This is a genomic window from Pseudomonas sp. Pseusp9, from assembly GCF_059491265.1.
This window is the reverse complement of the sequence record NZ_CP168500.1, coordinates 4,959,936-4,985,461: the sequence shown is the minus strand read 5'-3', so window position 1 is coordinate 4,985,461 and position 25,526 is coordinate 4,959,936. Positions and strand designations below refer to the sequence as shown.

26 protein-coding genes are annotated in these 25,526 nt (G+C 60.0%); 11 read left to right on the top strand and 15 right to left on the bottom strand.

The window, feature by feature from the left end; all coding sequences use genetic code 11:
• Positions 1-45: 45 nt before the first annotated feature.
• Positions 46-540 (bottom strand): SprT family zinc-dependent metalloprotease, encoded by a 495-nt coding sequence (locus tag ACEN8E_RS22695; protein WP_495589949.1) that lies wholly within the window; start codon positions 538-540, stop codon positions 46-48.
• A 158-nt stretch (positions 541-698) separates the two neighbouring features.
• The gene (locus ACEN8E_RS22690) at positions 699-1,301 is read right to left on the bottom strand and encodes a Yip1 family protein (protein WP_495589948.1); all 603 of its coding nucleotides are present in this window, start codon (positions 1,299-1,301) and stop codon (positions 699-701) included.
• Between the two features lie 372 nt (positions 1,302-1,673).
• Between ACEN8E_RS22690 and ttcA the strand changes: the two genes are divergently transcribed.
• Both ttcA and ACEN8E_RS22680 read left to right on the top strand, forming a co-directional pair.
• Entirely contained in the window at positions 1,674-2,498 is an 825-nt protein-coding gene (gene ttcA / locus ACEN8E_RS22685) for a tRNA 2-thiocytidine(32) synthetase TtcA (RefSeq protein WP_008016509.1), read from the top strand.
• A 130-nt stretch (positions 2,499-2,628) separates the two neighbouring features.
• Positions 2,629-3,303, top strand: a complete 675-nt coding sequence (locus tag ACEN8E_RS22680) for a DNA-3-methyladenine glycosylase I (RefSeq protein WP_495589947.1) — start codon at positions 2,629-2,631, stop codon at positions 3,301-3,303.
• A gap of 99 nt (positions 3,304-3,402) precedes the next feature.
• On the opposite strand, the gene ACEN8E_RS22675 is transcribed toward ACEN8E_RS22680, so the two are convergent.
• Genes ACEN8E_RS22675 through arsC form a run of 3 tightly spaced genes read right to left on the bottom strand, consistent with a single transcriptional unit; the run spans position 3,403 to position 4,777 of the window.
• Positions 3,403-3,828, bottom strand: a complete 426-nt coding sequence (locus tag ACEN8E_RS22675) for a DUF2069 domain-containing protein (protein ID WP_495589946.1) — start codon at positions 3,826-3,828, stop codon at positions 3,403-3,405.
• Positions 3,829-3,830: 2 nt separating this feature from the next.
• Entirely contained in the window at positions 3,831-4,427 is a 597-nt protein-coding gene (gene wrbA, locus ACEN8E_RS22670; protein ID WP_495589945.1) for an NAD(P)H:quinone oxidoreductase, read from the bottom strand.
• Positions 4,424-4,777 (bottom strand): arsenate reductase (glutaredoxin), encoded by a 354-nt coding sequence (gene arsC, locus ACEN8E_RS22665; protein ID WP_495589944.1) that lies wholly within the window; start codon positions 4,775-4,777, stop codon positions 4,424-4,426. The genes wrbA and arsC overlap by 4 nt, the downstream gene beginning before the upstream one ends.
• Positions 4,778-4,891: 114 nt before the next feature.
• Between arsC and ACEN8E_RS22660 the strand changes: the two genes are divergently transcribed.
• Positions 4,892-5,359 (top strand): TlpA disulfide reductase family protein, encoded by a 468-nt coding sequence (locus tag ACEN8E_RS22660; RefSeq protein WP_495589943.1) that lies wholly within the window; start codon positions 4,892-4,894, stop codon positions 5,357-5,359.
• Between the two features lie 40 nt (positions 5,360-5,399).
• Here ACEN8E_RS22660 and ACEN8E_RS22655 read toward each other — a convergent pair whose 3' ends face one another.
• From ACEN8E_RS22655 to ACEN8E_RS22635, 5 genes are all read right to left on the bottom strand, one after another.
• Positions 5,400-5,804 (bottom strand): META domain-containing protein, encoded by a 405-nt coding sequence (locus tag ACEN8E_RS22655; protein ID WP_057396391.1) that lies wholly within the window; start codon positions 5,802-5,804, stop codon positions 5,400-5,402.
• The gene (locus ACEN8E_RS22650) at positions 5,804-6,238 is read right to left on the bottom strand and encodes a hypothetical protein (RefSeq protein WP_495589942.1); all 435 of its coding nucleotides are present in this window, start codon (positions 6,236-6,238) and stop codon (positions 5,804-5,806) included. The genes ACEN8E_RS22655 and ACEN8E_RS22650 overlap by 1 nt, the downstream gene beginning before the upstream one ends.
• A gap of 77 nt (positions 6,239-6,315) precedes the next feature.
• Entirely contained in the window at positions 6,316-7,308 is a 993-nt protein-coding gene (locus tag ACEN8E_RS22645; protein ID WP_495589941.1) for a 2-hydroxyacid dehydrogenase, read from the bottom strand.
• A 65-nt stretch (positions 7,309-7,373) separates the two neighbouring features.
• On the bottom strand, positions 7,374-10,127 hold the full coding sequence (locus ACEN8E_RS22640) for a response regulator (RefSeq protein WP_495589940.1): 2,754 nt from the start codon (positions 10,125-10,127) through the stop codon (positions 7,374-7,376).
• A 53-nt stretch (positions 10,128-10,180) separates the two neighbouring features.
• Complete coding sequence (locus ACEN8E_RS22635; RefSeq protein ID WP_495589939.1) at positions 10,181-10,345, bottom strand: hypothetical protein; 165 nt, start codon at positions 10,343-10,345, stop codon at positions 10,181-10,183.
• On the opposite strand from ACEN8E_RS22635, the gene ACEN8E_RS22630 reads away from it, so the two are divergent.
• The 8 genes from ACEN8E_RS22630 to ACEN8E_RS22595 all read left to right on the top strand — a co-directional run bounded on the left by ACEN8E_RS22630 (position 10,344) and on the right by ACEN8E_RS22595 (position 20,037).
• Positions 10,344-11,063, top strand: coding sequence for a response regulator transcription factor (locus ACEN8E_RS22630; protein ID WP_495589938.1), 720 nt, complete (start codon positions 10,344-10,346; stop codon positions 11,061-11,063). The genes ACEN8E_RS22635 and ACEN8E_RS22630 overlap by 2 nt on opposite strands.
• Entirely contained in the window at positions 11,053-12,411 is a 1,359-nt protein-coding gene (locus ACEN8E_RS22625; protein ID WP_495589937.1) for a sensor histidine kinase, read from the top strand. The genes ACEN8E_RS22630 and ACEN8E_RS22625 overlap by 11 nt, the downstream gene beginning before the upstream one ends.
• Before the next feature lie 133 nt (positions 12,412-12,544).
• Positions 12,545-13,045, top strand: a complete 501-nt coding sequence (locus tag ACEN8E_RS22620) for a hypothetical protein (protein ID WP_495589936.1) — start codon at positions 12,545-12,547, stop codon at positions 13,043-13,045.
• A gap of 841 nt (positions 13,046-13,886) precedes the next feature.
• Complete coding sequence (cysM, locus tag ACEN8E_RS22615; protein ID WP_495589935.1) at positions 13,887-14,789, top strand: cysteine synthase CysM; 903 nt, start codon at positions 13,887-13,889, stop codon at positions 14,787-14,789.
• Positions 14,789-16,141, top strand: coding sequence for a 23S rRNA (uracil(1939)-C(5))-methyltransferase RlmD (gene rlmD / locus ACEN8E_RS22610; RefSeq protein WP_495589934.1), 1,353 nt, complete (start codon positions 14,789-14,791; stop codon positions 16,139-16,141). Before cysM ends, rlmD begins: the two co-directional genes overlap by 1 nt.
• A gap of 121 nt (positions 16,142-16,262) precedes the next feature.
• Positions 16,263-18,506, top strand: coding sequence for a GTP diphosphokinase (relA, locus tag ACEN8E_RS22605; RefSeq protein WP_495589933.1), 2,244 nt, complete (start codon positions 16,263-16,265; stop codon positions 18,504-18,506).
• 126 nt (positions 18,507-18,632) lie between these two features.
• The gene (gene mazG / locus ACEN8E_RS22600) at positions 18,633-19,466 is read left to right on the top strand and encodes a nucleoside triphosphate pyrophosphohydrolase (protein ID WP_495589932.1); all 834 of its coding nucleotides are present in this window, start codon (positions 18,633-18,635) and stop codon (positions 19,464-19,466) included.
• 28 nt (positions 19,467-19,494) lie between these two features.
• Positions 19,495-20,037, top strand: a complete 543-nt coding sequence (locus ACEN8E_RS22595; protein ID WP_008016527.1) for a DUF2058 domain-containing protein — start codon at positions 19,495-19,497, stop codon at positions 20,035-20,037.
• 71 nt (positions 20,038-20,108) lie between these two features.
• On the opposite strand, the gene ACEN8E_RS22590 is transcribed toward ACEN8E_RS22595, so the two are convergent.
• The 5 genes from ACEN8E_RS22590 to ACEN8E_RS22570 form a co-directional block, all read right to left on the bottom strand.
• Positions 20,109-20,297 carry a hypothetical protein gene (locus tag ACEN8E_RS22590; protein WP_008016528.1) on the bottom strand — a complete coding sequence of 63 codons (189 nt, stop codon included), beginning with the start codon at positions 20,295-20,297 and terminating at the stop codon, positions 20,109-20,111.
• A gap of 402 nt (positions 20,298-20,699) precedes the next feature.
• On the bottom strand, positions 20,700-21,920 hold the full coding sequence (gene fabB, locus ACEN8E_RS22585; RefSeq protein ID WP_007974551.1) for a beta-ketoacyl-ACP synthase I: 1,221 nt from the start codon (positions 21,918-21,920) through the stop codon (positions 20,700-20,702).
• 11 nt (positions 21,921-21,931) lie between these two features.
• Positions 21,932-22,447 (bottom strand): 3-hydroxyacyl-[acyl-carrier-protein] dehydratase FabA, encoded by a 516-nt coding sequence (fabA, locus tag ACEN8E_RS22580; protein WP_003179264.1) that lies wholly within the window; start codon positions 22,445-22,447, stop codon positions 21,932-21,934.
• A 247-nt stretch (positions 22,448-22,694) separates the two neighbouring features.
• Positions 22,695-24,596, bottom strand: a complete 1,902-nt coding sequence (locus tag ACEN8E_RS22575; protein WP_495589931.1) for an ATP-binding protein — start codon at positions 24,594-24,596, stop codon at positions 22,695-22,697.
• The gene (locus ACEN8E_RS22570; protein ID WP_495589930.1) at positions 24,593-25,525 is read right to left on the bottom strand and encodes an ABC transporter substrate-binding protein; all 933 of its coding nucleotides are present in this window, start codon (positions 25,523-25,525) and stop codon (positions 24,593-24,595) included. Before ACEN8E_RS22570 ends, ACEN8E_RS22575 begins: the two co-directional genes overlap by 4 nt.
• Position 25,526: the final 1 nt, after the last annotated feature.

Genomic DNA, 25,526 nt, shown 5'->3' with positions numbered 1-25,526 from the left:
GCGAGCCTGTTCGCGAAGAGTCCGGTACTAACACCGAGAGTCCCGCTATTCGACCCGCATCTCCCCACTGAACACCAACGTATGGCGACACCGCCGACACAAATACCTGCGTCCCTGGCGCACCAGGCTGTGGCGCTGGGCCGAGAACGGGAAGTCGCTGTCGGCGCACGGGCACTTGTAGATGTAGCGGGTCACGCTGCGGCGTTTGACGTCATAGGTGTGGCAGCGGTTGGGCGGCAGTTCGTACACGCCGCGCATGATCAATTGCCACTCTTCGCCATGGGGCTGGATGCTGTCGCCGAACAACTGGTGGGCGATCAGGTGGGCGACTTCATGGGCTACGGTCTGCTTGAGGAAATCTTCGGTGTTTTCCCGATACAGCTGCGGGTTGAAGCGCAGCAGGTTCTCGTGCAAATGCGCGACACCGGCTTTTTGCCCACGCAGCTTGAGGCTCACCACGGGGCGTTTGAAAGGTCGTTTGAAAAAGGATTCGGCTAGTTGGAAACAGTCTTCGACGCGGGAATTGAGTTGCTCGGGCATGCTTGATGGATCTCCAGAGCGGTCGAGTATGCCGCAACCCTCCGGGCTTGCGAATCGCCAAGGTGCCGAATGGTCGTGTGCCTCCTCGTTGCTGAAGAATCAAAAGGCCGCCTTGCGGCGGCCTGTATCGTTGGTTTCTGATTATCAGTGATGGGCGGCTAATTGGTGTAGACCGGCCCCACGCCGAGTCCCCAGACAATCACGGTGAACGCCATGATGGCGACCAGCACCACCAGGCCTACGGCGAGCACCGAACTTGAAAACAGAAAGCCCTCGTCAGATGGAATGTTCATGAATGTCGGTAAGCCCACGTACAGCAAGTACACCGTGTAGCAGATGGCTGCGGTGCCGACGATCATCCCCAGCCACAGGTGCGGGTACAGGGCGGCGAGGCCACCGATGAACAGCGGTGTAGCGGTGTACGTTGCAAACGCAATGCAGCGGGCGAGGCTTGGGTTGGCGTCATAGGTGCGGGCCATCCAGTGAATGAATGCGCCCATTACCGCAACACCACCGAGCATCGCCACGTACGACATGATCGTCATCCATATCGCGCTTTCCACGGTCAGCATCACGGGAGCCCGACTGCCGATGACCCAGCCGACCTGTGTGGTGCCTATGAAGGCAGACACGGCGGGGATCGCCGCCAGGATCAGTGTATGGGTCAGGTACATGTGGCTGATGCTTTCCTCCTGGTCGCCACGGATCTCTTTCCATTCTTGGTCAGGGTGGGTGAAGAGCCCCACTACGTGATGGATCATGCCAGTCACTCCTCTTTTTTACCGTCGCCCCCCAGTGGAGCGCCTACGGGCCAATGTGGCCAAGCAACTCACAGGTCTGAAGTTTTCATGAGACCTTATGTCGCAGTATAGGGATGAGTTTCCCCAGAAGGAGTAGGGGCTTTAGAGCAAATCGCGCTGTAAACACCTCTGTTAATCGCCGCTGGGACTGTCAATGGATCTTTGTGGGAGCGAGCCTGCTCGCGAAAGCGATAGGTCAGACAATACGATGTTGGCTGCTGAAACCGACTTCGGGAGCAGGCTCGTTCCCACAGGGGGATAGGGGGCACTTCGCCCCTGAGGTGTTTTTGCGTAAAATGCCCGCCTTTCGTCACACCTCACGGATTTCGCGTCATGGGCACTCTCACGGTCAACCAGAACAAACTGCAAAAGCGCCTTCGCCGACTGGCCGGTGAGGCGGTTGCCGATTTCAACATGATTGAAGATGGCGACAAGGTCATGGTCTGCCTGTCCGGTGGCAAGGACAGCTACACCATGCTCGATGTGCTGATGCACTTGCAGAAGGTCGCGCCGATCAAGTTCGAGATCGTGGCCGTGAACATGGACCAGAAGCAGCCGGGCTTTCCGGAGCACGTGCTGCCGGCCTACCTGAAAGAACTGGGTATCGAGTACCACATCGTCGAGAAAGACACTTACTCGGTGGTCAAGGAGCTGATTCCGGAAGGCAAGACCACTTGCTCGCTGTGTTCGCGCCTGCGTCGCGGCACGCTCTACACCTTTGCCGATGAAATCGGCGCGACCAAGATGGCCCTCGGTCACCACCGCGACGACATCGTCGAAACGTTCTTCCTGAACATGTTCTTCAACGGTTCGCTCAAGGCCATGCCACCGAAGCTGCGCGCCGACGATGGGCGTAACGTGGTGATCCGTCCGCTGGCCTACTGCAACGAAAAAGACATCCAGGCCTACTCGGACTTCAAGCAATTCCCGATCATTCCGTGCAACCTCTGCGGCTCCCAGGAAAACCTGCAGCGTCAGGTGGTCAAGGAAATGCTGCAGGACTGGGAGCGCAAGACCCCGGGCCGTACCGAGAGCATTTTCCGCAGCCTGCAGAACGTGATCCCGTCGCAACTGGCGGATCGCAACCTGTTCGACTTCACCAGCCTCAAGATCGACGAAAGCGCCGCATCGCGTTTCGTCAATGTCGTAAACCTTTAAACACCATTGTGGGAGCGAGCCTGCTCGCGAATGCGTCCTGCCAGTCGACATTAATATTGAATGACAGACCGCCTTCGCGAGCAGGCTCGCTCCCACATCAGGTTTTTCGTTTTATTCCTCAGGAGAGGGCATGCGCGACTACAAGTGGCTGAACGAATACTGCTTGAACCGCTTCGGTTCGGCGGCTGAACTGCAAGCCCATCTGCCCGTTCCCAAGACTCCCGAGCAACTGCGCAAGATCAGCGACGATCGCTACCTCTCGATGATGGCGCTACGGGTATTCCGTGCCGGGCTCAAGCACAGCCTGGTGGATGCCAAGTGGCCGGCCTTTGAAGAAGTGTTCTTCAGATTCGACCCGGAAAAAGTCGTGCTGATGAGTGCCGAGCACCTTGAGCGCCTGATGCAGGACACGCGGATCATCCGTCACCTGGGCAAGCTCAAGAGCGTGCCGCGCAATGCCCAGTTCGTGCTCGATGTGGCCCATGAAAAGGGCAGCTTCGGCGCGCTGATCGCCGACTGGCCGGTGACCGATATCGTCGGGCTCTGGACCTTCCTGAAAAAGCGCGGACATCAGTTGGGCGGGCTGTCCGCCCCGCGCTTCTTGCGGATGATCGGCAAGGACACCTTTGTACCGAGCTATGACGTAGTGGCGGCATTGAATGCGCAGGACATCATCGACAAGGTGCCGAGCAGTCTGCGTGACCTGGCTTTGGTGCAGGACGTGTTCAACCAGTGGCATGAGGAAAGTGGCGGGCGGCCGATGAGCCAGATTTCGATGATGCTGGCTTATACCGTCAACCATTAAGACCGCGTCGCCCCATTCGCGAGCAGGCTCGCTCCCACAATGGATCTGTGCCATTCACAAATCCCCTGTGGGAGCGAGCCTGCTCGCGAAAACGGTCTGTCAGGCGACGGAGATTTCGCCCTCGCCAGCCAGCTTGCGATTCAACTGATACCGCCAGCGCACATACAGCAGCGCCGAGCAAAACACCGCCAGGCTCGCGCCCATCTCCAGCAAACCGAAAATTTGCCGGTTCGGGTCATAGGCAGCCAATGCTCCCTTGATGAAATACAGGTTTACCACAAAGCACATCCACGAATGCCCGCGAGGGTTGCCGAGGATCATCCCCGGCGCCAGGATCAATAGTGGCACCAACTCGATCAACAGAATCACCCAGGGCCGGGCGCCGTGCAGATCGGCTACAACCAGGTAGTAGATGCACAGCAGACCCACCAGACCGAAAAAACACAACAGACTGATCACGCGCATGGCCCGGACACGAGGTTCAAGCCATTCAATGGCGGGCAGGATCTTCGGCTTCTTGGCCACCCTCAGCCCTCCAGTTTCTGTGCAGTATTGGCCAAGCGCATGCCCAACGCGCGGCACAGCGCCACTTCGTGCGCGTCCAGGCCGTTTTTGCCGTCGGCACCGGCGTGGTGGCTGGCGCCGTATGGTGTGCCCCCGCCCTGGGTTTCCAGCAGGGCCGATTCGCTGTACGGCAGGCCGGTGATCAGCATGCCGTGGTGCAACAACGGCAGCATCATCGACAGCAGGGTCGTCTCCTGACCGCCATGCAGGCTCGCCGTGGAGGTGAACACACCCGCCGGTTTGCCCACGAGTGCGCCGGTCAGCCACAGGTTGCTGGTGCCGTCGAGGAAGTACTTGAGCGGTGCTGCCATGTTGCCGAAGCGTGTCGGGCTGCCGAGTGCCAGGCCGGCGCAGTTCTTCAGGTCGTCGAGGCTGGCATAAAGCGCACCTTCGTCGGGAATCTCCGGCGAAACGGCTTCGCACTCGGTGGAAATCGCCGGCACCGTGCGCAGGCGGGCCTCAAGCCCTGCCTGTTCGACGCCACGGGCAATCTGTCGGGCCATCTCGTTGGTCGAGCCGCTGCGGCTGTAGTACAGAACCAGAATGTAGGGCGCACTCATGGCAACAGTTCCAGGATCTGCTCCGGTGGGCGGCCGATGATGGCTTTGTCACCGACTTCGAGAATCGGCCGCTCCATCAGTTTCGGGTGGGCGGCGATGGCGGCAATCAATTGCGCTTCGCTCAGGCTGCTGTTGGCCAGGTCGAGGGTTTTGTACTCGTCCTCGCCGGTGCGCAGCAGTTGCCGGGCGCTGATCCCGAGTTTGCCCAGCAGGCTCTGGATTTGCGTGGCGTCCAGCGGAGTGTCCAGGTAGCGGACCACGGTCGGGGTCAGGCCACGGGCTTCAAGCAGTTCGAGCGCACCGCGGGATTTCGAGCAGCGCGGGTTGTGATAAAGCGTCAGATCGGTCATGAGCGGGTCGCATCTTGCGTAAGGTGGCGGCTATTCTAACTGTGCAGCGCGCAATCCAGAACCGTGAGAGGCGATGGGTCGCAGGCGCATTCAATTTTTGACAAGGAACACGACATGGCAAGGCGACTGGCAGCAGCATTGGCGATCATTGGAGCGTTGATGCTGGGGGGCTGCGGTAATGACTATGGTATCGACCAGGACGGCCACAAGATCGCCTCCAACAGACTGGACGGCAAATGGCTGGTACTCAATTATTGGGCAGAATGGTGCGGGCCTTGCCGTACCGAAATCCCGGAATTGAACACCTTGGCCGAGCAGCTCAAGGACAGGAAAATCGGAGTGTTCGGGGTCAACTTCGATAACGTCCAGGGTCAAGAGCTGAAGGGCGCGAGCGAGAAAATGGGGATCAGGTTCACGGTGCTGGCCCAGGACCCTTCCGAATTGTTCGAGTTACCACGTAGCGAGGCGCTGCCGGTGACGTACATCATCGATAACAAGGGCAAGGTGCGTGAGCAGTTGATGGGTGAACAGACGGCGGCGGGAGTGATGGCGAAGCTTGAGGCGTTGCAGGCGAAGAATTGAGCTTGCAGGAGCCGGCAAGCCGGCTCCTGCAGGTTTCCGATCAACCCTCCTCGAGCCACCAGCGCAGCGGCTTGCCTTCGGCTGGCCAGAAGCGGATCTGCTCGATTGGGGAAACGTCCCAGCGCTGGACGTTTTCCAGCGCAGAAAGGAAGCGTTTTTCCTGTTCCATCAGCGCCGGCGCGCACAGTTTGCGGGTGCTGCCGATTTTGCCGAAGGTCAGTTTGTCGCCATCAAGGGTGTACGGCGCGAACCAGTGGTTGCAGCCGCCATTGCCGTAGGCCCGGCCGTCTTCGCCGAGGGTGATGGTCAGGTGGCTGTAGTCCATCAATGGCCGCTCGCCGATCCACTCCAGGATGTAGCTGCGATTGTGTTCAAGTTGCACCGGCTCGGCGGCGCAGCCCAGCAGGCTGGCGCCGACCGTAGCGGTCAGAGCGAGGCGTTTCATCACGCAGGCTCCTGGCATTTCGGGCACAGGTGTTTCTCGCCAATGGTGGTCCAGCCCAGTTCGGCAATCCGCGCGGTGGCGGCAGGTTTTTCAGCCTTGTTGCCCAGTTTGGCATCGACGGCGAACTCGAAGCTCAGCTCTTTGGCGCAGCTGTCGCAGTTCACTTGCCAGGTGTGGATCGCCAGTTCGCCGAACACGGGGCCACTGGCTACCGCAACCCATTGGCCGGGCGGGTTGATCAGGTGGCGAACCGTTTCGACGGTCAGGCGCATGGACAAGTCCCTGGCACCCTTGAGGGTCACGACCAGCACGTCGTTGTTGCGAATCGAGCCACCGTTGCCGGTGACCTGATAGCGCCCCGGCACCAGGGCGCGGCATTCGGTGAGGGTGTGTTGCGGGTTCATCAGGCTGTAGCGGAAATCGTGTTCGACCATGGGTCCTCCAAATATGCGCGATATGCTAGCACGGGCTTGCACGCCGCATCGCGCAGGCAGATGACCTTCGATCCGTTTCAGTCTCCCGTGACCTGATTTTCTGCTGTGCCCGCCGCCCAGGCTGCAATGTTGCGTATCGTGGTGGCGGCAATCGCGTCCAGCGCTTCGCGGGTCAGAAAAGCCTGGTGCGCGGTGACGATCACGTTGGGGAAGGTGAGTAGCCGTGCCAGCACATCGTCTTGCAGCGGCAGGTCGGAGCGGTCCTCGAAGAACAGTTGCGCCTCTTCCTCATACACGTCCAGTCCCAGATAACCCAGGCGCCCGTCTTTCAACGCGTCGATCAGCGCGGGGGTGTCCACCAGGCCACCACGCCCGGTGTTGATCAGCATCGCGCCCGGTTGCATGTGTGCCAGTGATTCACGGTTGATCAAGTGCTTGCTCTGTTCATTGAGCGGGCAGTGCAGACTGATGATCTGTGATTCGGCCAACAGTTGCGGCAGGCTCAGGTAGCGCGCACCGAGGGCTTCGACCTGCGGGTTGGGGTAGGGGTCAAAGGCCAGCAGCCGGCAGCCAAACCCGTTCATGATCTTTGCGAAGGTGGCGCCAATCTGCCCGGTGCCGACCACGCCGACTGTCTTGCCTACCAGGTCGAAACCGGTCAGCCCCTGCAGTCTGAAATCCCCTTCGCGGGTGCGGTTATAGGCGCGGTGCAGGCACCGGTTGAGCGCGAGGATCAGCGCCACCGCGTGTTCGGCCACGGCGTGGGGCGAATAGGCCGGGACGCGCACGACGGCCAGGCCCAGGCGCTTTGCCGTCGGCAAGTCGACGTGGTTGTAACCGGCCGAGCGCAAGGCGATCAGGCGTGTGCCTCCAGCGGCCAGGCGTTCGAGCACCGCGGCGCCGAGGTCATCATTGATGAACGCACAGACCGCTTCGTACCCCTGAGCGAGCGCCACCGTGTCGAGGCTCAGGCGTGCAGGCTGAAAGTGCAACTCGATGCCGGCCGGTTGCCCGGCGGCGAGAAAACTGTCGCGGTCGTAGTTCTGGCTGCTGAAAAGAATCGTACGCATGATTTCCCCTTTGTCCCGATCCTGCAGAGTTTGCGCTGATGTTCAATCCGCGCGATTGCGCTGCATCAAGCATTCATGCGCGCCTGGGCTGCCAGGCGATTGATCGCCCGGTCGAGCTCATCCAGTGCAACACTGGCTTTCGGGTCCTGTTGCTTGAGCAGGGTTTCGCTGCGTTGGCAGGCCGCGCGCAATTGCGGTACGCCGCAGTAACGTGTCGCGCCATGCAGGCGATGGACCCGTTCGATCAGGGCGTTGTGGTCATCGCTTTGCTGGGCAAGACGGATGGCTTCGCGGTCAGCCTCCAGGGATGCCAGCAGCATCGCCAGCATGTCTGCAGCCAGATCAGCCTTGCCGGCAGCCAGGCGCAATCCTTCCTCGTGGTCGAGCACCAACAGGTCATGGGCGCCGCCATGCCCTTCGCCGGAGCGCTCCGGGCTGTGATTGCGCAGCGCCAGGCCGCTCCACTTCAGCACCACCTGCGCCAATTGCCGTTCGCTGATCGGTTTGGTCAGGTAGTCGTCCATACCGCTTTGCAGCAGCGCGCGTTTTTCGTTGGCCATGGCGTGGGCGGTGAGGGCTACGATCGGCAGCGGCGTGCAATGCCGTTCGCTTTCCCATTGGCGTATCGCCTCGGTGCTCTGGCGGCCGTCCATGCCGGGCATCTGCACGTCCATCAACACCAGGTCGAATGTCTCGTTCTGCACCGCTTTGAAGGCGGCATAACCGCTGTCCACCGCGAGCACCTTGGCGCCCATGTCTTCGAGCAGGGTCTGCACCAGCATCAGGTTGGCCGGGTTGTCGTCGACGCATAGCACCTTCGGGGCACGGCTGGACACCGGTTCGCTCGGCTCGCTGCGCATCGGGCGCGGGCTGACCAGGTCAGACAGGGAGCGTCGCAGCTTGCGGGTGCAGGCCGGTTTTGCCTGGAGCTGGCTATGCGGGTTGGGCACGGAAAGATGGAACAGTGTCTGTTCCGTGGTCGGGCACAGCACCAGCACTTTGCAACCAAGATGCTCGAGGTCCCAGATGTACTGGTTGAGGCGCTCAGGGGGCATGTCGTTGCTGGTGATGCCGAGCACGGCGAGGTCGATCGCCTGATCGGTCTGGTGGGCAGCGGTAACGCCATTGGTCAGGCTTTCCAGGGTATTGAATGCTGTGGTGCTGAGGCCGCAGTCTTCCAGTTGATGTTGCAACGCCTGCCGCGCCAACTCGTGGTTTTCCAGCACCGCCACCCGGCGCCCGAGCAAGGGTGCGGCGGGCAGGTCTTCGGCATCGTCGCGGGTTTTCGGCAGGCTCAGGCTGATCCAGAACTCCGAGCCTTCCCCCGGCGTGCTGTCGACGCCGATCTCGCCGCCCATCTGTTCGATCAGACGCTTGGAAATCACCAGGCCAAGACCGGTGCCGCCGGGTTGCCGCGACAGCGAGTTGTCGGCCTGGCTGAAGGCCTGGAACAGGGCGCGCACGTCCTGGCTCGACAGGCCGATGCCGGTGTCCTGAATGCTGATGCGCAACTGCACGGTGTCTTCGTGCTCGTCTTCGAGCATGGCACGGGCGACGATGGTGCCTTCGCGAGTGAACTTGATCGCGTTGCTCACCAGGTTCGTCAGGATCTGCTTGAGCCGCAATGGGTCGCCCACCAGTGACAGCGGCGTGTCCCGGTACACCAGGCTCACCAGTTCCAGCTGCTTGGCGTGGGCGGCGGGGGCGAGGATGGTCAGGGTGTCCTGCAGCAGATCGCGCAGGTTGAATGGAATATGGTCGAGCACCAGCTTGCCGGCCTCGATTTTCGAAAAGTCGAGAATCTCGTTGATGATGCCCAGCAGGCTGTCGGCGGATTTTTCGATGGTGCCCAGGTAGTCGAGCTGGCGTGGGGTTAACTCGCTTTTTTGCAGCAGGTGGGTGAAGCCGAGAATGCCATTGAGCGGCGTGCGGATTTCATGGCTCATGTTGGCCAGGAATTCGGACTTGATCCGGCTCGCCTCCAGGGCTTCCTTGCGCGCCAGGTCCAGCTCGATGTTCTGGATCTCGATGGTTTCCAGGTTCTGGCGTACGTCTTCGGTGGCCTGGTCGATGCTGTGCTGCAATTCTTCCTGGGCATTTTGCAGGGTGCCGGCCATGCGGTTGATGCCCGAAGCCAGCTCGTCCAGCTCCTGGCTGCCGAGGGGCGGCAAGCGGGTTTCCAGATGACCGTCCTTGAGTTGGGCCACGGCCTGCTTGATCTGGCTCAGTGGCCGATTGATCGTGCGGCCCATGCGCAGGGCCAGCAGTGCCGCACCGATCAGCCCGGCACTGATCAGCATCAGGCTGGCGAACAGGCTGCGGTAACCGCGCAACAGCATGCCGTTATGGGACAGTTCAAGTTCGACCCAGCCGAGCAGGCGGTCGGCTTCTTCGGGAATCAGGTCCCCGGCGAGGTTGCGGTGTTTGCCGAATACCGGCAGCAGATAGCGGGTTGCATCGTTGCCACTACGGCGCAGCAACTGCGTGCCAGTGCCGGAGGGCGTCTGATTGAGCATGGTCGGGCCGGCGTGAGCCAGCAGCGTGCGGTCGGGAGCCAGAAAGGTCACGGCCCGCACGTCGGTCTGTTCCAGGGCCTGGGTGGCGATGCGTTCGAGCAGTTCATTGTCCTGATGGCCCATCGCTGGCGCCGCCAGTGGTGCCAACTGCTCGGCGATCATTTCGCCGCGCTGCATGAGTTGGGTTTGCAGGTCAGCCTGTTGCATCCAGGTAAAATACCCCCCCAGCACCAACGCCATCAGGCTGGTTGGCAACAGGGTCAGCAACAGCACGCGGCCTTTGATTCCCAGTTTCTTGAGCACGCCTCTCTCCCGCATCCCGCAATTTATAAAACGGCACGTGCATCCGCCATGCGTCACTTGCGCAGTGTAGCGATTTGCTCGCGGGCAATCTTCGTAAAAATGGTGCCGTCATTCGTCGGTCCGGGTGGCTCGTTGGTGATACGGACAAACCGTGGGTTGCCCATGGCGAGGCAATCTTGAATAATCGGCTCAACTGAGAATTGTTTGCAGATAATCATGACTCCCATCACTGCCGGCCTCCCCCGAATCCTGTCCATCGAAGACGACCTTGTGCTCGGCGCCTACGTCCATGAGCACCTGGACCGCAGTGGCTTCCAGGTGACCTGGTGCCAGAACGGCCAGGAGGGCCTGGACATTGCCCGGCGGCAACCTTTCGATGTGGTGCTGATGGATATTCTGCTGCCGGGCATGGACGGCCTGGCGGTACTGACCCAATTGCGCCAGAGCCATTCCACCCCGGTGCTGCTGATGTCGGCCCTCGGCGCCGAGGCCGATCGCATCAGCGGCTTTCGCCTGGGGGCCGATGATTACCTGCCAAAGCCCTTCAGCATGATGGAGTTGCGGGTGCGCATCGAGGCCATTCTGCGGCGGGTGGCCCTCGACCGCCGACCCGCACTTGCAGTGCCGGCCCCTTCGATGGACAGCTTGCGTTTCGACGACGACAGTTTCGAGGTCTTTTATGGCGAACAGGCCGGCGGCCTGACCCGCAGCGAGTATCGGTTGCTGGAGACGCTGTACCGCAGCGCCGACGAAGTATTGAGTAAAGCCTTCCTTTATCAACAGGTGCTGCAGCGCGGTTACGCGACCCATGACCGCAGCCTGGACATGCACATCAGCCAGATCCGCCGCAAGCTCAAGGCCATTGGCTACACCGAGCGCGAAGTGCGCACGGTATGGGGCAAGGGTTACATCCTGAGCGCCGCCGATGAAATGTAACTTGCCGGGCAGGCATTCGCTGTTCTGGAAGCTTGCTTGCCTATTGGTTGCGTTCTGCTTGTTGATGATCTGGCTCAGTTGGTCCTGGGGGCGTTATATGGAGCAACGCAACCAGTTCCTCTCGGACGAAGCCCGCGGCACCCTGACAGGCTATGCCGCCGAAGCCGAACAGGCGTGGCAGCAGCGCCAGAGCGCGGGTGTCGATGACTGGCTGCAAGGCATGTATCAGCGGGAAAACGGCTGGGTCGGTGTCATCGGCGGTGATTTGCAGTCCCTGAGCAACCGATCGCTGACGGACAAGGAAGTCGAACGCCTGACTTTCTTGCGCGGCCTCGATTGGCCGATCCACAAGAAAGGCCGGCCGTGGATGCGCATACCCTTTCCCGGAGACCCGTCCGCCGGCAGCCTGGTGATCGAACTGCCCAAGCGTTTTGTGCCGGGGCATTACCGGGTGTTCTGGCGCGTGATCACCAACGGCGTGATTCCGGGGTTGTTCACTTTGCTGCTGTGCGTCGGCCTGTACCGCTTGCTGGTGGTGCCGCTCAACAGCCTGCGTGAACAGGCCAATGCCTGGCGTGCCGATCAACTGAGCGTACGGCTGTCGACCCGGACCACCAATCGATCGGATGAACTGGGCGAGTTGGGCAGGGCCTTCGATCACATGTCTGAACGCCTGCAAACCACCGTGGCCTTGCAGCAGCAACTACTGCGCGACTTGTCCCACGAATTGCGTACGCCCTTGAGTCGCCTGCGAGTGGCCAGTGAAAGTGAGCAGGGACTGGAGTTATTGCGCGAACGCATCGGCCGTGAGGTTGATGGCATGCAGCGCCTGGTGGAAGACACGCTGCAACTGGCATGGCTGGACACCGAACGTACCCGGTTGCCTGACGAGGCGATCCAGATCCAGGCCCTGTGGGAAATGCTCACGGAGAATGCCTGCTATGAAAGTGGCTGGCCCAATACTCAGCTGCAATGCACGGTGGATGCATCCTGCTGGGTGCGGGGTCATCTCAACACCCTGGCCCAGGCACTGGAAAACATTCTGCGCAATGCAATTCGGCATTCGCCGGCCGAAGGCATTGTCCAATTGGGCGGGCGGCGTGATGGCGATTTCTGGCACCTGTGGCTGGAAGATCAGGGCGGCGGTGTCGAGGAAGCAGATCTAGAGCGGATCTTCCTGCCGTTCACGCGCCTCGACGGCTCACGACCTGGTGACGGCGGGTTTGGCCTGGGTCTGAGCATCGCCAGGAACGCGGTGCAGCGTCAGGGCGGAAAGCTTTGGGCGCAGAACACGGGGGGCGGGTTGCGGATGAATATGCGGTTGTTGGTTCATGCGTCGCCGGTTTAACCGGCGATGTTCAGATTGTAGTTTTGAGACAATTCGCAACATCTTCACATGGCATTTTTTGGATAAAATTCTCAAGGTTTAAAGTTGGGTGGCGATATCTACCTTGAGAATAAAAAAGCCAAGGAGATGTTTGATGAATGTTAATTATCCGGCGTTGTCGATGAAGGCAGATGCCTATTTTGTCAAGAATCCTCTCGAAACAACCAACAGATACACAAAGGGGAACGTCGATGATGCCGTTGATGCGCTAAAGCTAAATGGCAAGCTTTCACTTGAAGAGCTGAAAAACTCATTGAAGGGGTATGATTTCACGTCAGTCAGTACCTATGAACTTGCAATGGCAGGGTCTTTGCTTTTTGAGCACGGCCTGTTAGGCCACGATGTGGCGCATTTTTTTACTTCCGGCAGGAGGGCCTATGATGAAACTGGTCGTCCAACGGGAACGGATGTTAAATTCAATGCAATAGCCATGTTCAATCAGATGCTTGAAGAAAGGCTGGCGGATGGTGAAACGCACGCGGAAGGTTTTCATAGAATAACCAAGGGCTTGATTCAAGCGAACCATGTCTTGGGAGCGCTCTCTTATTTTGCGAACTCGGCTCAAAGTGACCTTTCGGTCAGCATCCAAGCCTGACCTGCCAATGCCCGCCATGGAGCAGGCGGGCATTGGCAGACTTACTGTTTATCGACCATAACGCGTAGTGCCGGAATATCCTCTGGCCACGTTATTATCATTTACATGACGAACCCTATATGTACCTAGTGGCCCAAGTGTCGAAGCAGTGCTGCGATTGCCTCCGTCAACGTGCTTCCAGGTTGAGCCATCCAGTTTTTCAATTACAAGGCCCGGAGGGGAGCCCACTCCCAAGGCCGTAATGGTAGAAGTGATATTTGCTTGTCGGCATCCATTTGCGCCAGTGATGGTGAAAGGGCCTTGTACGATAACCTCAGAGTTGGCAGGCACAATTCCGCTATAAGTGTTTTGAATGTAAATGCATGCAGCAGAAACTTGGCCGGTCGCAAGCATCAGAGCGGCGAAGGGTAGGGCAAGTAAAGTCTTCATTTGTATTCTTCCTTGATATAAATCCAGCTTGGAAAAACTTTAAGGCGTAGGCATCGTAAACGAGTTGCTGCGTTGCCCGGCAGCCTATGCCCGGGCAGACATCTTGTTTGACTGAGCATTGAAAAAGATTATCTGCTGCTTCGGGAGCGCACTAGTTCATGCATGTCTTTATGAGGTGCAGGAAACTTCCGATGAACTCATTCTATTTTCCTACAGAAAATTGCGTTTTCTGACAGCGATTTCTTACCCCGCGTTTTTCAAGGCGGGTCGGAAGGCTGCGACCAGACCCTCCCATTCCTCGCCGAATCCGCCCTTATTCCCATAAACCATAAGCACCACACTTTGCGTGATATGGCCTGCGAACGTTTGCCGGTATGATAGTCGCCCCCGCAGTCTGGATTGCGAATACGCCATGACCTTGCAGTACCCAACCATCGCCGATTGCGTCGGCAACACTCCGCTGGTCCGTTTGCAGCGCCTGCCCGGCGCCACCAGCAATACCCTATTGCTCAAGCTCGAAGGGAACAACCCGGCGGGTTCGGTCAAGGACCGTCCGGCGCTGTCGATGATCACCCGCGCCGAACTGCGCGGGCAGATCCACGCCGGCGATACGCTGATCGAAGCGACCTCGGGCAACACCGGGATCGCCCTGGCCATGGCCGCTGCGATCAAGGGTTACAAGATGATCCTGATCATGCCGGACAACTCCAGCGCCGAACGCAAGGCGGCCATGACGGCCTATGGCGCCGAGCTGATTCTGGTCAGCCAGGAGCAGGGCATGGAAGGTGCCCGTGACCTCGCGCAGAAAATGGAAGCCGAAGGTCGCGGCAAGGTGCTGGATCAGTTCGCCAACGGGGACAACCCCGAGGCGCACTACACCGGCACCGGCCCGGAAATCTGGCGCCAGACCGAAGGCACCATCACCCATTTCGTCAGTTCCATGGGCACCACCGGTACCATCATGGGCGTGTCGCGCTACTTGAAAGAGCAGAACGACAACGTGCAGATCATCGGTCTGCAACCCATGGAAGGTTCGGCGATCCCGGGCATCCGTCGCTGGCCCCAGGAATACCTGCCGAAGATCTACCAGGCCGATCGCGTGGACCGCATTGTCGATATGGCCCAAAGCGAAGCCGAAGACGTGACCCGTCGCCTGGCTCGCGAGGAAGGCATCTTCTGCGGCGTGTCGTCGGGCGGTGCGGTGGCAGCGATGCTGCGCCTGTCCCGGGAAGTTGAAAACGCGGTGATCGTCGCGATCATTTGCGACCGCGGCGACCGATACCTGTCGACCGGCATTTTCGATGCGCCCAACTGATGGCCAAGCATGAAAGAGGCCTGCGCTTCCAGCCCACCGGCGGCAGCAAGGCCCCGCAAATCCCGACCGGCAAAAAGCAGCGCCTGACCATCGAGCGCCTGGCCAATGACGGTCGCGGCATCGCGTTTTTCGAAGGTCGCACCTGGTTCGTCATCGGCGCATTGGCCGGCGAAGAAATCGAGGCGCGGGTGCTCGGTGCCCACGGCAAAGTGGTCGAGGCGCGGACCGAACGGGTGTTCACGGCCAACGATTTGCGCCGCCCGGCACCGTGCGCCCATGCCGGCCGTTGCGGCGGTTGCAGCGTGCAGCATTTGCCGCACAACGAACAACTTGCCCTGAAACAGCGCATGCTCGCCGAGCAGTTGGCGAAGGTCGCGGGCGTCGAACCCGAAGAGTGGGCGGCGCCTTTGAGCGGTGCGGAATTCGCTTACCGACGTCGCGCCCGTGTGGCGGTGCGCTGGGACATGAAGGCGAAGAAACTCGAAGTCGGGTTCCGTGCCGCTGGCAGCCAGGACATCGTCGCCATCGATGATTGCCCGGTGCTGGTACAGCCCTTGCAACCGATCATGAGCCGTCTGCCGGAGATGTTGCGGCGCCTGAGCAAACCTCAGGCACTCGGGCATGTGGAGTTGTTCAGCGGTTCGACGCTGGCGGTTTTGCTGCGGCACATGGCGCCGTTGTCCGACGCCGACCTGACGATCCTCAAGGATTTCTGCGCGTTCCACGAAGCCCAGTTGTGGCTGCATGGCGACGGTGAACCGCAGCCGGTCGAGGCCGGTCAGTCGTTGGGCTATCGTCTTGAACGGTGGGATCTGGAACTGGCGTATCGTCCCGGGGATTTCATCCAGGTCAACGCCGGCGTCAACGAAGCGATGGTTGCTCAGGCGCTGGACTGGCTGAAGCCGACAGCGGATGAACGTGTACTCGACCTGTTCTGTGGCCTGGGCAACTTTGCCTTGCCGCTGGCCAAAGCCGCTCGCGAAGTGGTGGCGGTGGAAGGCGTACAGGTGATGGTCGACCGGGCAGCGGCGAATGCCGTTAGCAATAATCTGCATAACACGAAGTTTTTTCAGGCCGATTTATCCCAGCCTTTGACGGACGCTGAATGGGCCGCCGAAGGCTTTTGTGCGGTACTCTTGGACCCACCGCGCGACGGTGCTTTCGAGGTTGTGCGCAAGCTCAAGACCCTGGGTGCCGAACGGTTGGTGTACGTGTCGTGCAACCCGGCGACTCTGGCGCGCGACACGGTCGAATTGATCAAGCAGGGCTACCGGTTAAAACGTGCCGGGATTCTCGATATGTTTCCTCAAACGGCACATGTCGAGGCCATGGCGTTATTTGAAGCGAGCTAGGATGCTCGTCTGGTCCGACTGGCCCGCCCGTGCAGCCGCGCACCAGCCCGACGTGGGTGCACGGGCAACGAAGGTCAGCGATTTGACGCATTGAATCTGCGTCGTAGGGAAGGTAAGCAAGATGGTACAGGTGAGAGCACACCAGCCGATCAACACCGACGGCAGTATCAATCTCGAGGCTTGGCTCGATCACGCGGTGAGTGTCGATCTGGCACTGGATCGCGAAGCCTTGAAGGAGGCCTGCGAGTATGCTCGCGAGGCCGAACAACAAGCCAATGCGGCACAGAATCTGTGGTCGGAAGGTAACTCGACTTTTCGTACCGGGCTTGAGATCGCCGAGATCCTCGCCGATCTCAAGCTGGATCAGGACTCTTTGGTCGCCGCGATCCTGTATCGAGGCGTGCGCGAAGGCCAGATCAAGTTGCCGGCTGTCAGCCAGCGCTTCGGTCCGGTGGTGGCCAAGCTCATCGACGGCGTGCAGCGCATGGCCGCGATCAGCGACAGCCTGAGCCCGCGTAAATCCCTGGTGCTGGGCACCCAGGGCCAGGTTGAAAACCTGCGCAAGATGCTGGTGGCCATGGTCGACGACGTTCGCGTCGCCCTGATCAAGCTGGCCGAACGCACTTGCGCAATCCGTGCGGTGAAAACCGCCGACGACGAAAAGCGCAACCGCGTGGCCCGTGAAGTCTTCGACATCTATGCGCCATTGGCCCATCGCCTGGGTATCGGTCACATCAAGTGGGAGCTGGAGGACTTGTCCTTCCGTTACCTGGAGCCGGACCAGTACAAGCAGATCGCCAAGTTGCTGCATGAGCGGCGACTGGATCGCGAGCGCTTCATCAGCGACGTGATGAGCCAGCTGAAAAACGAATTGCAGGCCACCGGCGTCGATGCCGACATCAGCGGCCGGGCTAAACACATCTATTCGATCTGGCGCAAAATGCAGCGCAAGGGTCTGGAGTTCAGCCAGATCTACGACGTGCGTGCGGTTCGCGTGCTGGTGCCGGAAATGCGCGATTGCTACACCGCGCTTGGCATCGTCCATACCCTGTGGCGACACATCCCGAAAGAGTTTGACGACTACATCGCCAACCCCAAGGAAAACGGCTATCGCTCGCTGCATACAGCGGTGATCGGGCCCGAGGGCAAGGTGCTGGAAGTGCAGATCCGCACTCACGCGATGCATGAGGAAGCCGAGCTAGGCGTGTGCGCGCACTGGCGCTACAAGGGCACCGACGTCAAGTCCGGTTCCAATCACTACGAAGAGAAAATCTCCTGGCTGCGTCAGGTGCTCGAATGGCACGAAGAGCTGGGCGACATCGGTGGCCTGGCGGAACAGCTGCGGGTCGATATCGAGCCTGACCGGGTCTACATCTTCACCCCGGACGGTCACGCCATCGACTTGCCGAAGGGCGCGACGCCGCTGGACTTCGCTTACCGCGTACACACCGAAATCGGTCACAACTGCCGTGGCGCCAAGATCAACGGGCGCATCGTGCCGCTCAACTACAGCCTGCAAACCGGTGAACAGGTCGAGATCATCACCAGCAAGCACGGTACCCCGAGCCGTGACTGGCTGAACCCGAACCTTGGGTACGTCACGACGTCGCGGGCACGGGCGAAGATCGTTCATTGGTTCAAGTTGCAGGCTCGTGACCAGAACGTCGCGGCCGGTAAAACGCTGCTTGAGCGCGAGCTCAATCGCCTCGGTCTGCCCGTGGTGGATTTCGACAAGCTGGCCGACAAGGCCAACATGAAAACCGCCGAAGACCTGTTCGCCGCCCTCGGTGCCGGCGATTTGCGCCTGGCGCAACTGGTCAACCTGGCGCAGCAACTGGTCGAGCCGGAACGCGGCAACGAACAGCTGGAACTGATTCCGCGTAAAGCCACCGGCTACAAGCCGGGCAAGCGCGGCGATATCCAGATCCAGGGTGTAGGCAACCTGATGACCCAGATGGCTGGCTGCTGCCAGCCGTTGCCGGGCGATGCAATCGTCGGTTACATCACCCAGGGCCGCGGCGTCAGCATTCACCGCCAGGACTGCGCCTCGGTGCTGCAACTGTCCGGGCGCGAGCCGGAGCGAATCATCCAGGTCAGTTGGGGGCCGGTACCGGTGCTCACCTATCCGGTGGACATCGTTATCCGTGCCTATGACCGTTCGGGTCTGCTGCGTGACGTTTCGCAGGTGCTGCTCAACGAGCGGATCAACGTGCTGGCGGTCAATACCCGCTCGAACAAGGAGGACAACACCGCGTTGATGTCCCTGACCATCGAGATTCCGGGACTGGATGCATTGGGTCGCTTGCTGGGGCGGATTTCGCAGTTGCCGAACATCATCGAAACCCGGCGTAACCGGACACCATAAGACATGTAGGAGCAAGCTTGCTCGCGATGGACGTTAACGATGACGCGTGCAACCTGGTTAAACGCGCCGTCCTCAGGTTCTTCGCGAGCGAGCTCGCTCCTACAGAGAGCGGGCAGAAATTGATCGATGTATAGCCTTGAAGATTTATTGCACCTGATGAGCCGCCTGCGCGACCCGCAGTACGGTTGCCCGTGGGACATCAAGCAAACCTGGGCCACTATCGTCCCGCACACCCTTGAAGAAGCCTACGAAGTTGCCGACGCCATCGAACGCGGCGACTTCGATCACGTGCAGGGTGAGCTGGGCGATCTGCTGTTCCAGGTGGTGTATTACAGCCAGTTGGCCCGGGAGGAGGGGCGCTTCGAGTTCGCCGGCGTGATCGACAGCATCACCCGCAAGCTGATCCGCCGTCATCCCCACGTGTTCCCCACTGGTGACCTGTACGCACCGCTGGATGTCCCTCGTCTGAGCGAGGAACAGGTCAAGCAGCGCTGGGAAGAGATCAAGGCCGAGGAGCGCGCGGAGAAATCTTCGGCACCCGAACAATTGTCGTTGCTCGATGATGTTCCGGCCGCACTGCCGGCGTTGTCCCGTTCGGCCAAGTTGCAAAAGCGCGCAGGGCAGGTCGGCTTCGACTGGCCGGACGCCTTGCCGGTGCTCGATAAAGTGCGTGAGGAGCTCGATGAGGTCCTCGAAGCCATGTCGGAAAACGATCCCGAAGCCGTGGCCGACGAGATCGGCGACCTGCTGTTTTCCGTGGTCAATCTGGCGCGGCATCTCAAGGTCGACCCGGAAACCGCGCTGCGTGGTGCCAATGGCAAGTTTGAACGACGCTTTCGTTTTATCGAACAGGCATTGCGCGACACCCGTCGTCCCATGGAAGATTGCACCCTCGAAGAGTTGGACGCCTTGTGGGGCGAAGCCAAACGTCAGGAAAAGAATTTGCCCAGCTGCGGTTGAGCAGTGGCCTAAGTGAGTAATAAGCACCATGAGCATTTCCCTTCGCGACCAGTTGCTCAAAGCAGGGCTGGTCAACCAGAAGCAGGCCAAGCAGGTCAGCAAAGACAAGCAGAAGCAACAACGTCTGGCCCACAAAGGTCAGATCGAACTGGATGACTCGCAGCAGCGCGCGGCACAGGAAGCCATGGCCGAGAAGGTCAAGCGCGACCAGGAACTCAACCGCCAGCAGCAGGAAAAGGCCGAGGCCAAGGCCCGTGTCGCGCAGATCAAGCAATTGATCGAAGCCACGCGCCTGCCGAAGTTGACGACCGAGGACTACTACAACTTCGTCGACGACAAGAAGGTCAAACGTCTCTCGGTCAACACCCTGATGCGCAACAAGCTCAGCAACGGTTCGCTGGCCATCGTGCATCACGCCGGCGGCTATGAAGTGATCCCGCGTGAAGCGGCGCTGAAGATTCAGGAGCGCGATCCGCAACGCATCGTGCAGATGAACGTGAAGACCGAAGAGGTCAGCACCGAGGACGATCCATACGCGGCCTACCAGATCCCTGACGATTTGATGTGGTAAGCCGTTAGCCGCAGCAACAACGACAAACCCCGCTCATGGCGGGGTTTGTCGTTTTCAATGCTGTGGCAGGATCAGGCGGATCGTAAATCCCGTTGTTGTTCTTGCAGTTCCAGTTCGGCCTTGTAGTTGTGGGCATCGATTTCGTTGTGGAACATGCCGACCAGCAAGTCTTGTTGATGCACATCCCAGATCCGTACACCGGCGGCTACGCCTTCATGGGACATGTGTGAATCGTCGCGTTCAGTTACTTTTACAGTCATCTGCTAGCTCCAATCTCTGTTATCTGCAGCAAGGCGTGTGCAGGCCTCTGTTATAGGTTTTGTTAGCTTGCTAAGTAAACTCCTCGATTTGGCAACAGTCTTTTGCAGATTTGAATAAAGTCCTGTAGCCCGTCTAGCACGCGACATTCGGTCGCAGGGTGGTAAGTTTCATGACAAACGTTTCATCTTTCTGCCGAAAATCTGCGGGCAAAACACCGTCCCTGTGGGAGCTGGCTTGCCAGCGATAGCGATGGGTCAGGTGACGCTGATGTTGGCCGTGCCGACGTCATCGCTGGCAAGCCAGCTCCCACAGGTTTTGTGTTTGCTTCGAGGTTTTCTCAAGGCAAAAAAAACGCCCCGAACCAGTCGGGGCGTTTTCATGTGCGGCTCAGCAGCGGGAAATTACTTGCCTTCCCAGCGCTTCAGTACCAGCGTGGCGTTGGTGCCACCGAAACCGAAGCTGTTGCTCATCACGGTGTTGATGGTGGCGTTTTCGCGGGTCTTGGTCAGCACCGGCAGATCGGCCACTTCAGGGTCCAGCTCGTCGATGTTGGCGGAGCCGGCAATGAAGTTGCCTTCCATCATCAGCATGCAGTAGATCGCTTCGTGAACGCCGGCGGCGCCCAGGGAGTGACCCGACAGGCTCTTGGTGGAGCTGATGGCCGGAGCCTTGTCGCCGAACACTTCACGCACACCTTTCATTTCCGCGACGTCGCCGACCGGGGTCGAAGTGCCGTGGGTGTTCAGGTAGTCGATCGGAGTGTCGACGGTGGACAGCGCCTGCTGCATGCAGCGGATCGCGCCTTCGCCGCTCGGGGCAACCATGTCGTAGCCGTCGGAAGTCGCGCCGTAGCCGACGATTTCCGCGTAGATCTTCGCGCCACGGGCCAGAGCGTGTTCCAGCTCTTCAACCACGACCATGCCGCCACCGCCAGCGATGACGAAACCGTCACGGTCGGCGTCGTAGGCACGGGAGGCCTTTTCCGGAGTGTCGTTGCGCTTGCTGGACAGGGCGCCCATGGCGTCGAACAGGAACGACTGGCTCCAGTGCTCTTCTTCACCGCCACCGGCGAAGACGATGTCCTGCTTGCCCATCTGGATCTGTTCCATGGCGGTACCGATGCAGTGAGCACTGGTGGCGCAGGCAGAAGCGATGGAGTAGTTCAGGCCCTTGATCTTGAACGGAGTGGCCAGGCAAGCGGAAACGGTGCTGCTCATGGTCCGCGTTACGCGGTATGGGCCGACGCGCTTGACGCCTTTTTCGCGCAGGATGTCCAGCGCTTCCATCTGGTTCAGGGTCGATGCGCCACCGGAACCGGCGATCAGGCCGGTACGCGGGTTGGACACCTGCTCTTCGGTCAGGCCCGAATCGGTGATGGCGTCTTTCATGGCCAGGTAGGCATAAGCTGCCGCGTGGCCGACGAAGCGATAGATCTTGCGATCGATCAGCTCTTCAAGGTTGAGGTCAATGGAGCCGGAAACCTGGCTACGCAGACCCATTTCGGCATATTCCGGGTTGAACCGGATGCCAGGGCGGCTTGCACGCAGGTTAGCGGAGACGGTCTCTTTGTCATTGCCCAGGCAAGAAACGATGCCCAGACCAGTGATAACGACGCGGCGCATGCGGATAACCCTTAGAAGTTGTCAGTGGAGGTGAACACGCCGACCCGGAGGCCTTCGGCGGTGTAGATTTCGCGCCCGTCGACAGTGACCGAACCGTCGGCGATGGCCAGGTTCAGCTTGCCCTTGAGGACGCGCTTGATATGAATGTTATAGGTGACTTTCTTGGCGGTCGGCAGGACCTGGCCGAAGAATTTCACCTCGCCCGAACCCAGCGCACGGCCGCGGCCCGGCAGGCCTTGCCAGCCGAGGAAGAAGCCGACCAGTTGCCACATGGCATCGAGGCCCAGGCAGCCCGGCATCACCGGATCGCCTTCGAAATGGCAGGCAAAGAACCACAGGTCCGGAGTGATATCCAGCTCGGCGACCAATTCACCTTTGCCGTACTTGCCACCTTCTTCGCTGATCAGGGTGATGCGGTCAACCATCAGCATGTTCGGGGCGGGCAGTTGCGCGTTACCTGGGCCGAACAGCTCACCGCGACTGCAGCGCAGCAGGTCTTCCCGGGTAAAGGCGTTTTGTTTGGTCATGCGAGCTCCTCAATAGTCCCATGCGGCAGGTGGGGCAAATCTTCCCGGCCGATCGAAGCGTTCATGCCTCGAACCGGCAGCCTACTCATAGACTATTGCGTTGTGGTGAAAGTCACAGCAACAAGGACATGAATGTACACTTGTGCACTGAAATTATTATTCAAGCCCCTTTGCGGGCTTGTCGAGGTGCCTAAGACTGCCGCACTTTCGCCTTTCACGCCAGTCGCAGATGGTCGAAAGGCCTGTACTACTGCACCCAACGTTGCAGAATTTGCTGCAGATCAGTCCGTTTGAATGGCTTGGCCAGGTAATCGTTCATTCCCGCCGACAGGCAGGCTTCGCGATCGCCCTGCAAGGCATTGGCGGTCAAGGCAATGATCGGCAGGTCGGTGCAACCGGGCAACTGGCGGATCTGCCGGGTGGCTTCATAGCCATCGATGATCGGCAAGCGGCAATCCATCAGGATCGCTTCGAAAATCAGGCTCTCGGCACTGCGTACCGCCTGCGCGCCGTCAGTCGCGACGCTGACCTTGAAGCCCAGGCTGCGCAACATGGCTTCGATGACTGTCTGGTTGACCGGGTTGTCTTCGACCAGCAGCACATTGCGCCCTTCGCCGTCGCTGTTGCGTGTTTGTGCGCGTGGGGCCAACGGAGGCTGTGTCTGCTGGTGCAGGGCCAGGGGAATTTCCAGGGTGAACACCGAACCGCGGCCTTCCTCACTCTGCGCGCGCAAGGTGCCACCCATGCGTTCGGCGAGCGTGCGGGCAATCGGCAGGCCCAGTCCGGTGCCGCCGTAGCGTCTTGAAATGGAACTGTCGGCCTGCTGGAAAGCGTCGAACATCATTTCCAGGCTTTGTGCCGGGATGCCGATGCCACTGTCGCGCACGGTGCAGGTGAACCATAGCAACTCGTGGTCCAGAGACTGCCACTGAGCCGCGATGGTGACACGGCCCTGCTCGGTGAACTTCAGTGCATTGCCGACCAGGTTGACCAGGATCTGCCGGATACGCGTCGGGTCACCCTTGACCTGCAAGCCGCGCATGTCGTCGGGGATCATCAGTTGCAGGTCCAGACCGCGTTGTGCGGCGCTGTGCTGGAACGACTGGGCGCAACTGCCGATCAGGTCGGCGAGGTTGAACGCAATGTGCTCCAGTTCCAGCTCCGAACGTTCGATCCGGGAAAAGTCCAGGATGTCGTTGATGACCTTGAGCAAGTGCTCGGTGGATTCCGAGGCCAGTGCCGCGTACTCCACCTGTTCCTCGGTCATGTCGGTGGTTTCCAGCAATTGCAGCATGCCCAGTACACCATTCATTGGTGTGCGCAGTTCATGGCTCATCATGGCGAGGAAGTCGGATTTGGCGTTGTTGGCCTTTTCCGCTTCTTCACGGGTCTGGATCAACTGCGCCATGGCCTGGTGTTGTTCGCGGCTGGCCTGTTCGAGGCCGCTGGCGAGGTTGTTGATGTGTTGCGAGAGCGCCCCCAGCTCGGTGTCGTCGACAATGGGCAGCGGTTTTTTGTAGTCGCCGCCCTGGATCGCCTTGACCGCATTGCCGATATCACGGATCGGGCGCGACAGGCTGCCCGCCAGACGCCGGGCAACGAGGAAGGTAAACAGCAGGGCAAACAGCGCCAGGATGGCGGCCTTGAGCACGATTTCCTGCTGACGCCGGCTGAAGGCATCGTTGGACAGCCCGACGATCACCCGGCCGAGATAGTCTTCGGTGGGGGCCGCGCTGGCGGTTTTGCTGCTCTGGAAAAAATCATTGTGCAAGGCGATTCGCTGGAGCCGTATCGGTGCCTGGAACACTTCGAGCTGTTGCGCGCGATTGTGGTGTTCGCTCGGTTGTTCGACGTACACCAGAACCCGGTTGGCGCTGTCCTGGATTTCCAGAAAGCTCACATTAGGCGTGGCCAGCGTCGCCTTGAGCAAGGTTTCAAGCACTTCGCTGTTGCCCGAAATCACGCCATATTCGGTGGCCGGGGCCAGTTGATTGGCGATCAACTGGCCGGTGTGGGTGATTTCCTGACGCAGATCCTGGATGCGCACGAACGTGAAGAAACTGATCAGCAACAAGGTCAGCAGCAATGCAGGGCCGAGGCTGATGAGTTGGGTGCGAGTGTTGATGTCCCAGCGGCGGCGCAAGCTCATGGATGGCGTTCTCCTTCAGCCAGCAACGTGGCGACAGACGCTTCGTCTATCTGTTCAATGCCCAATGAGCGCGCCACCTGTGGATTGCTTGCGACCTTGAATCGGTCGGGGTAGTGCGTACGCGGCCAGGTGGCCGGTGGCCGGTCGAGCAATTCGTTGAGGATCGCCAGCCAATCGCTCTGATCGCTGTAAGTGCTGGCCAGACTCCCGGCCTTGACGAATCCGGCGTTCGGTCCGATCAGCGCCACTTGCTGCGAGTAGCTGCTCAGCAGCAGATTCTTTGCGGTTTGCGGGTTGTACAGGTCGGCATCGTCCAGGCCCAGCAACACGTCGCTGTTTTTCAGCAAGGCCTGTAACGGACGACTGTCGTGAATGTTGTCCCAGCGCTGGGTAACCACCTCAAGACCCAAGGGCAAGGCGGCCTGGCGCAACTCATTCAACAGGAATTCACTGTGGTTGTCGTAGAGCACGCCGATGCGTCTGGCTTGCGGCAACAGGGTACGGGTCAGGCGCAACTGGCGGTCCAGTGGTGGATCGCTCCATAGCAGGCAAAGGCGCGCAGGCAGCGTGTTGTTCAAGCGTTGCCGGGCTTGCAGGCGGCTGATGCGCAACACCAGTGTCGCCGGGCCCCGGGTGTCCTGCAGGCGCCAGTCGAGGCCGGGCAGGTCGAGCAGTATCAAGCGGATGTTTTGCGCAAGCTTGTCAGGAGGCGGCAAACTGGCCAGCGTCTGGAACCGTACGTTGTCGCTCGGTCGCAGCTCCCTCAGGGCCTGAGTAAACGCCCGCACACCGGGGCTGTCTTCGGCTCCCGTGAGCAAAATGTCGGCCGCATTACTCGCCAGGCTGCCCAGCATGCCGTTTGTCAGCAGGCAAAGCATGACCAGCAGCCGACCCAGGGTCGGCGCTCTCCACGCCGGACGATACGGCATC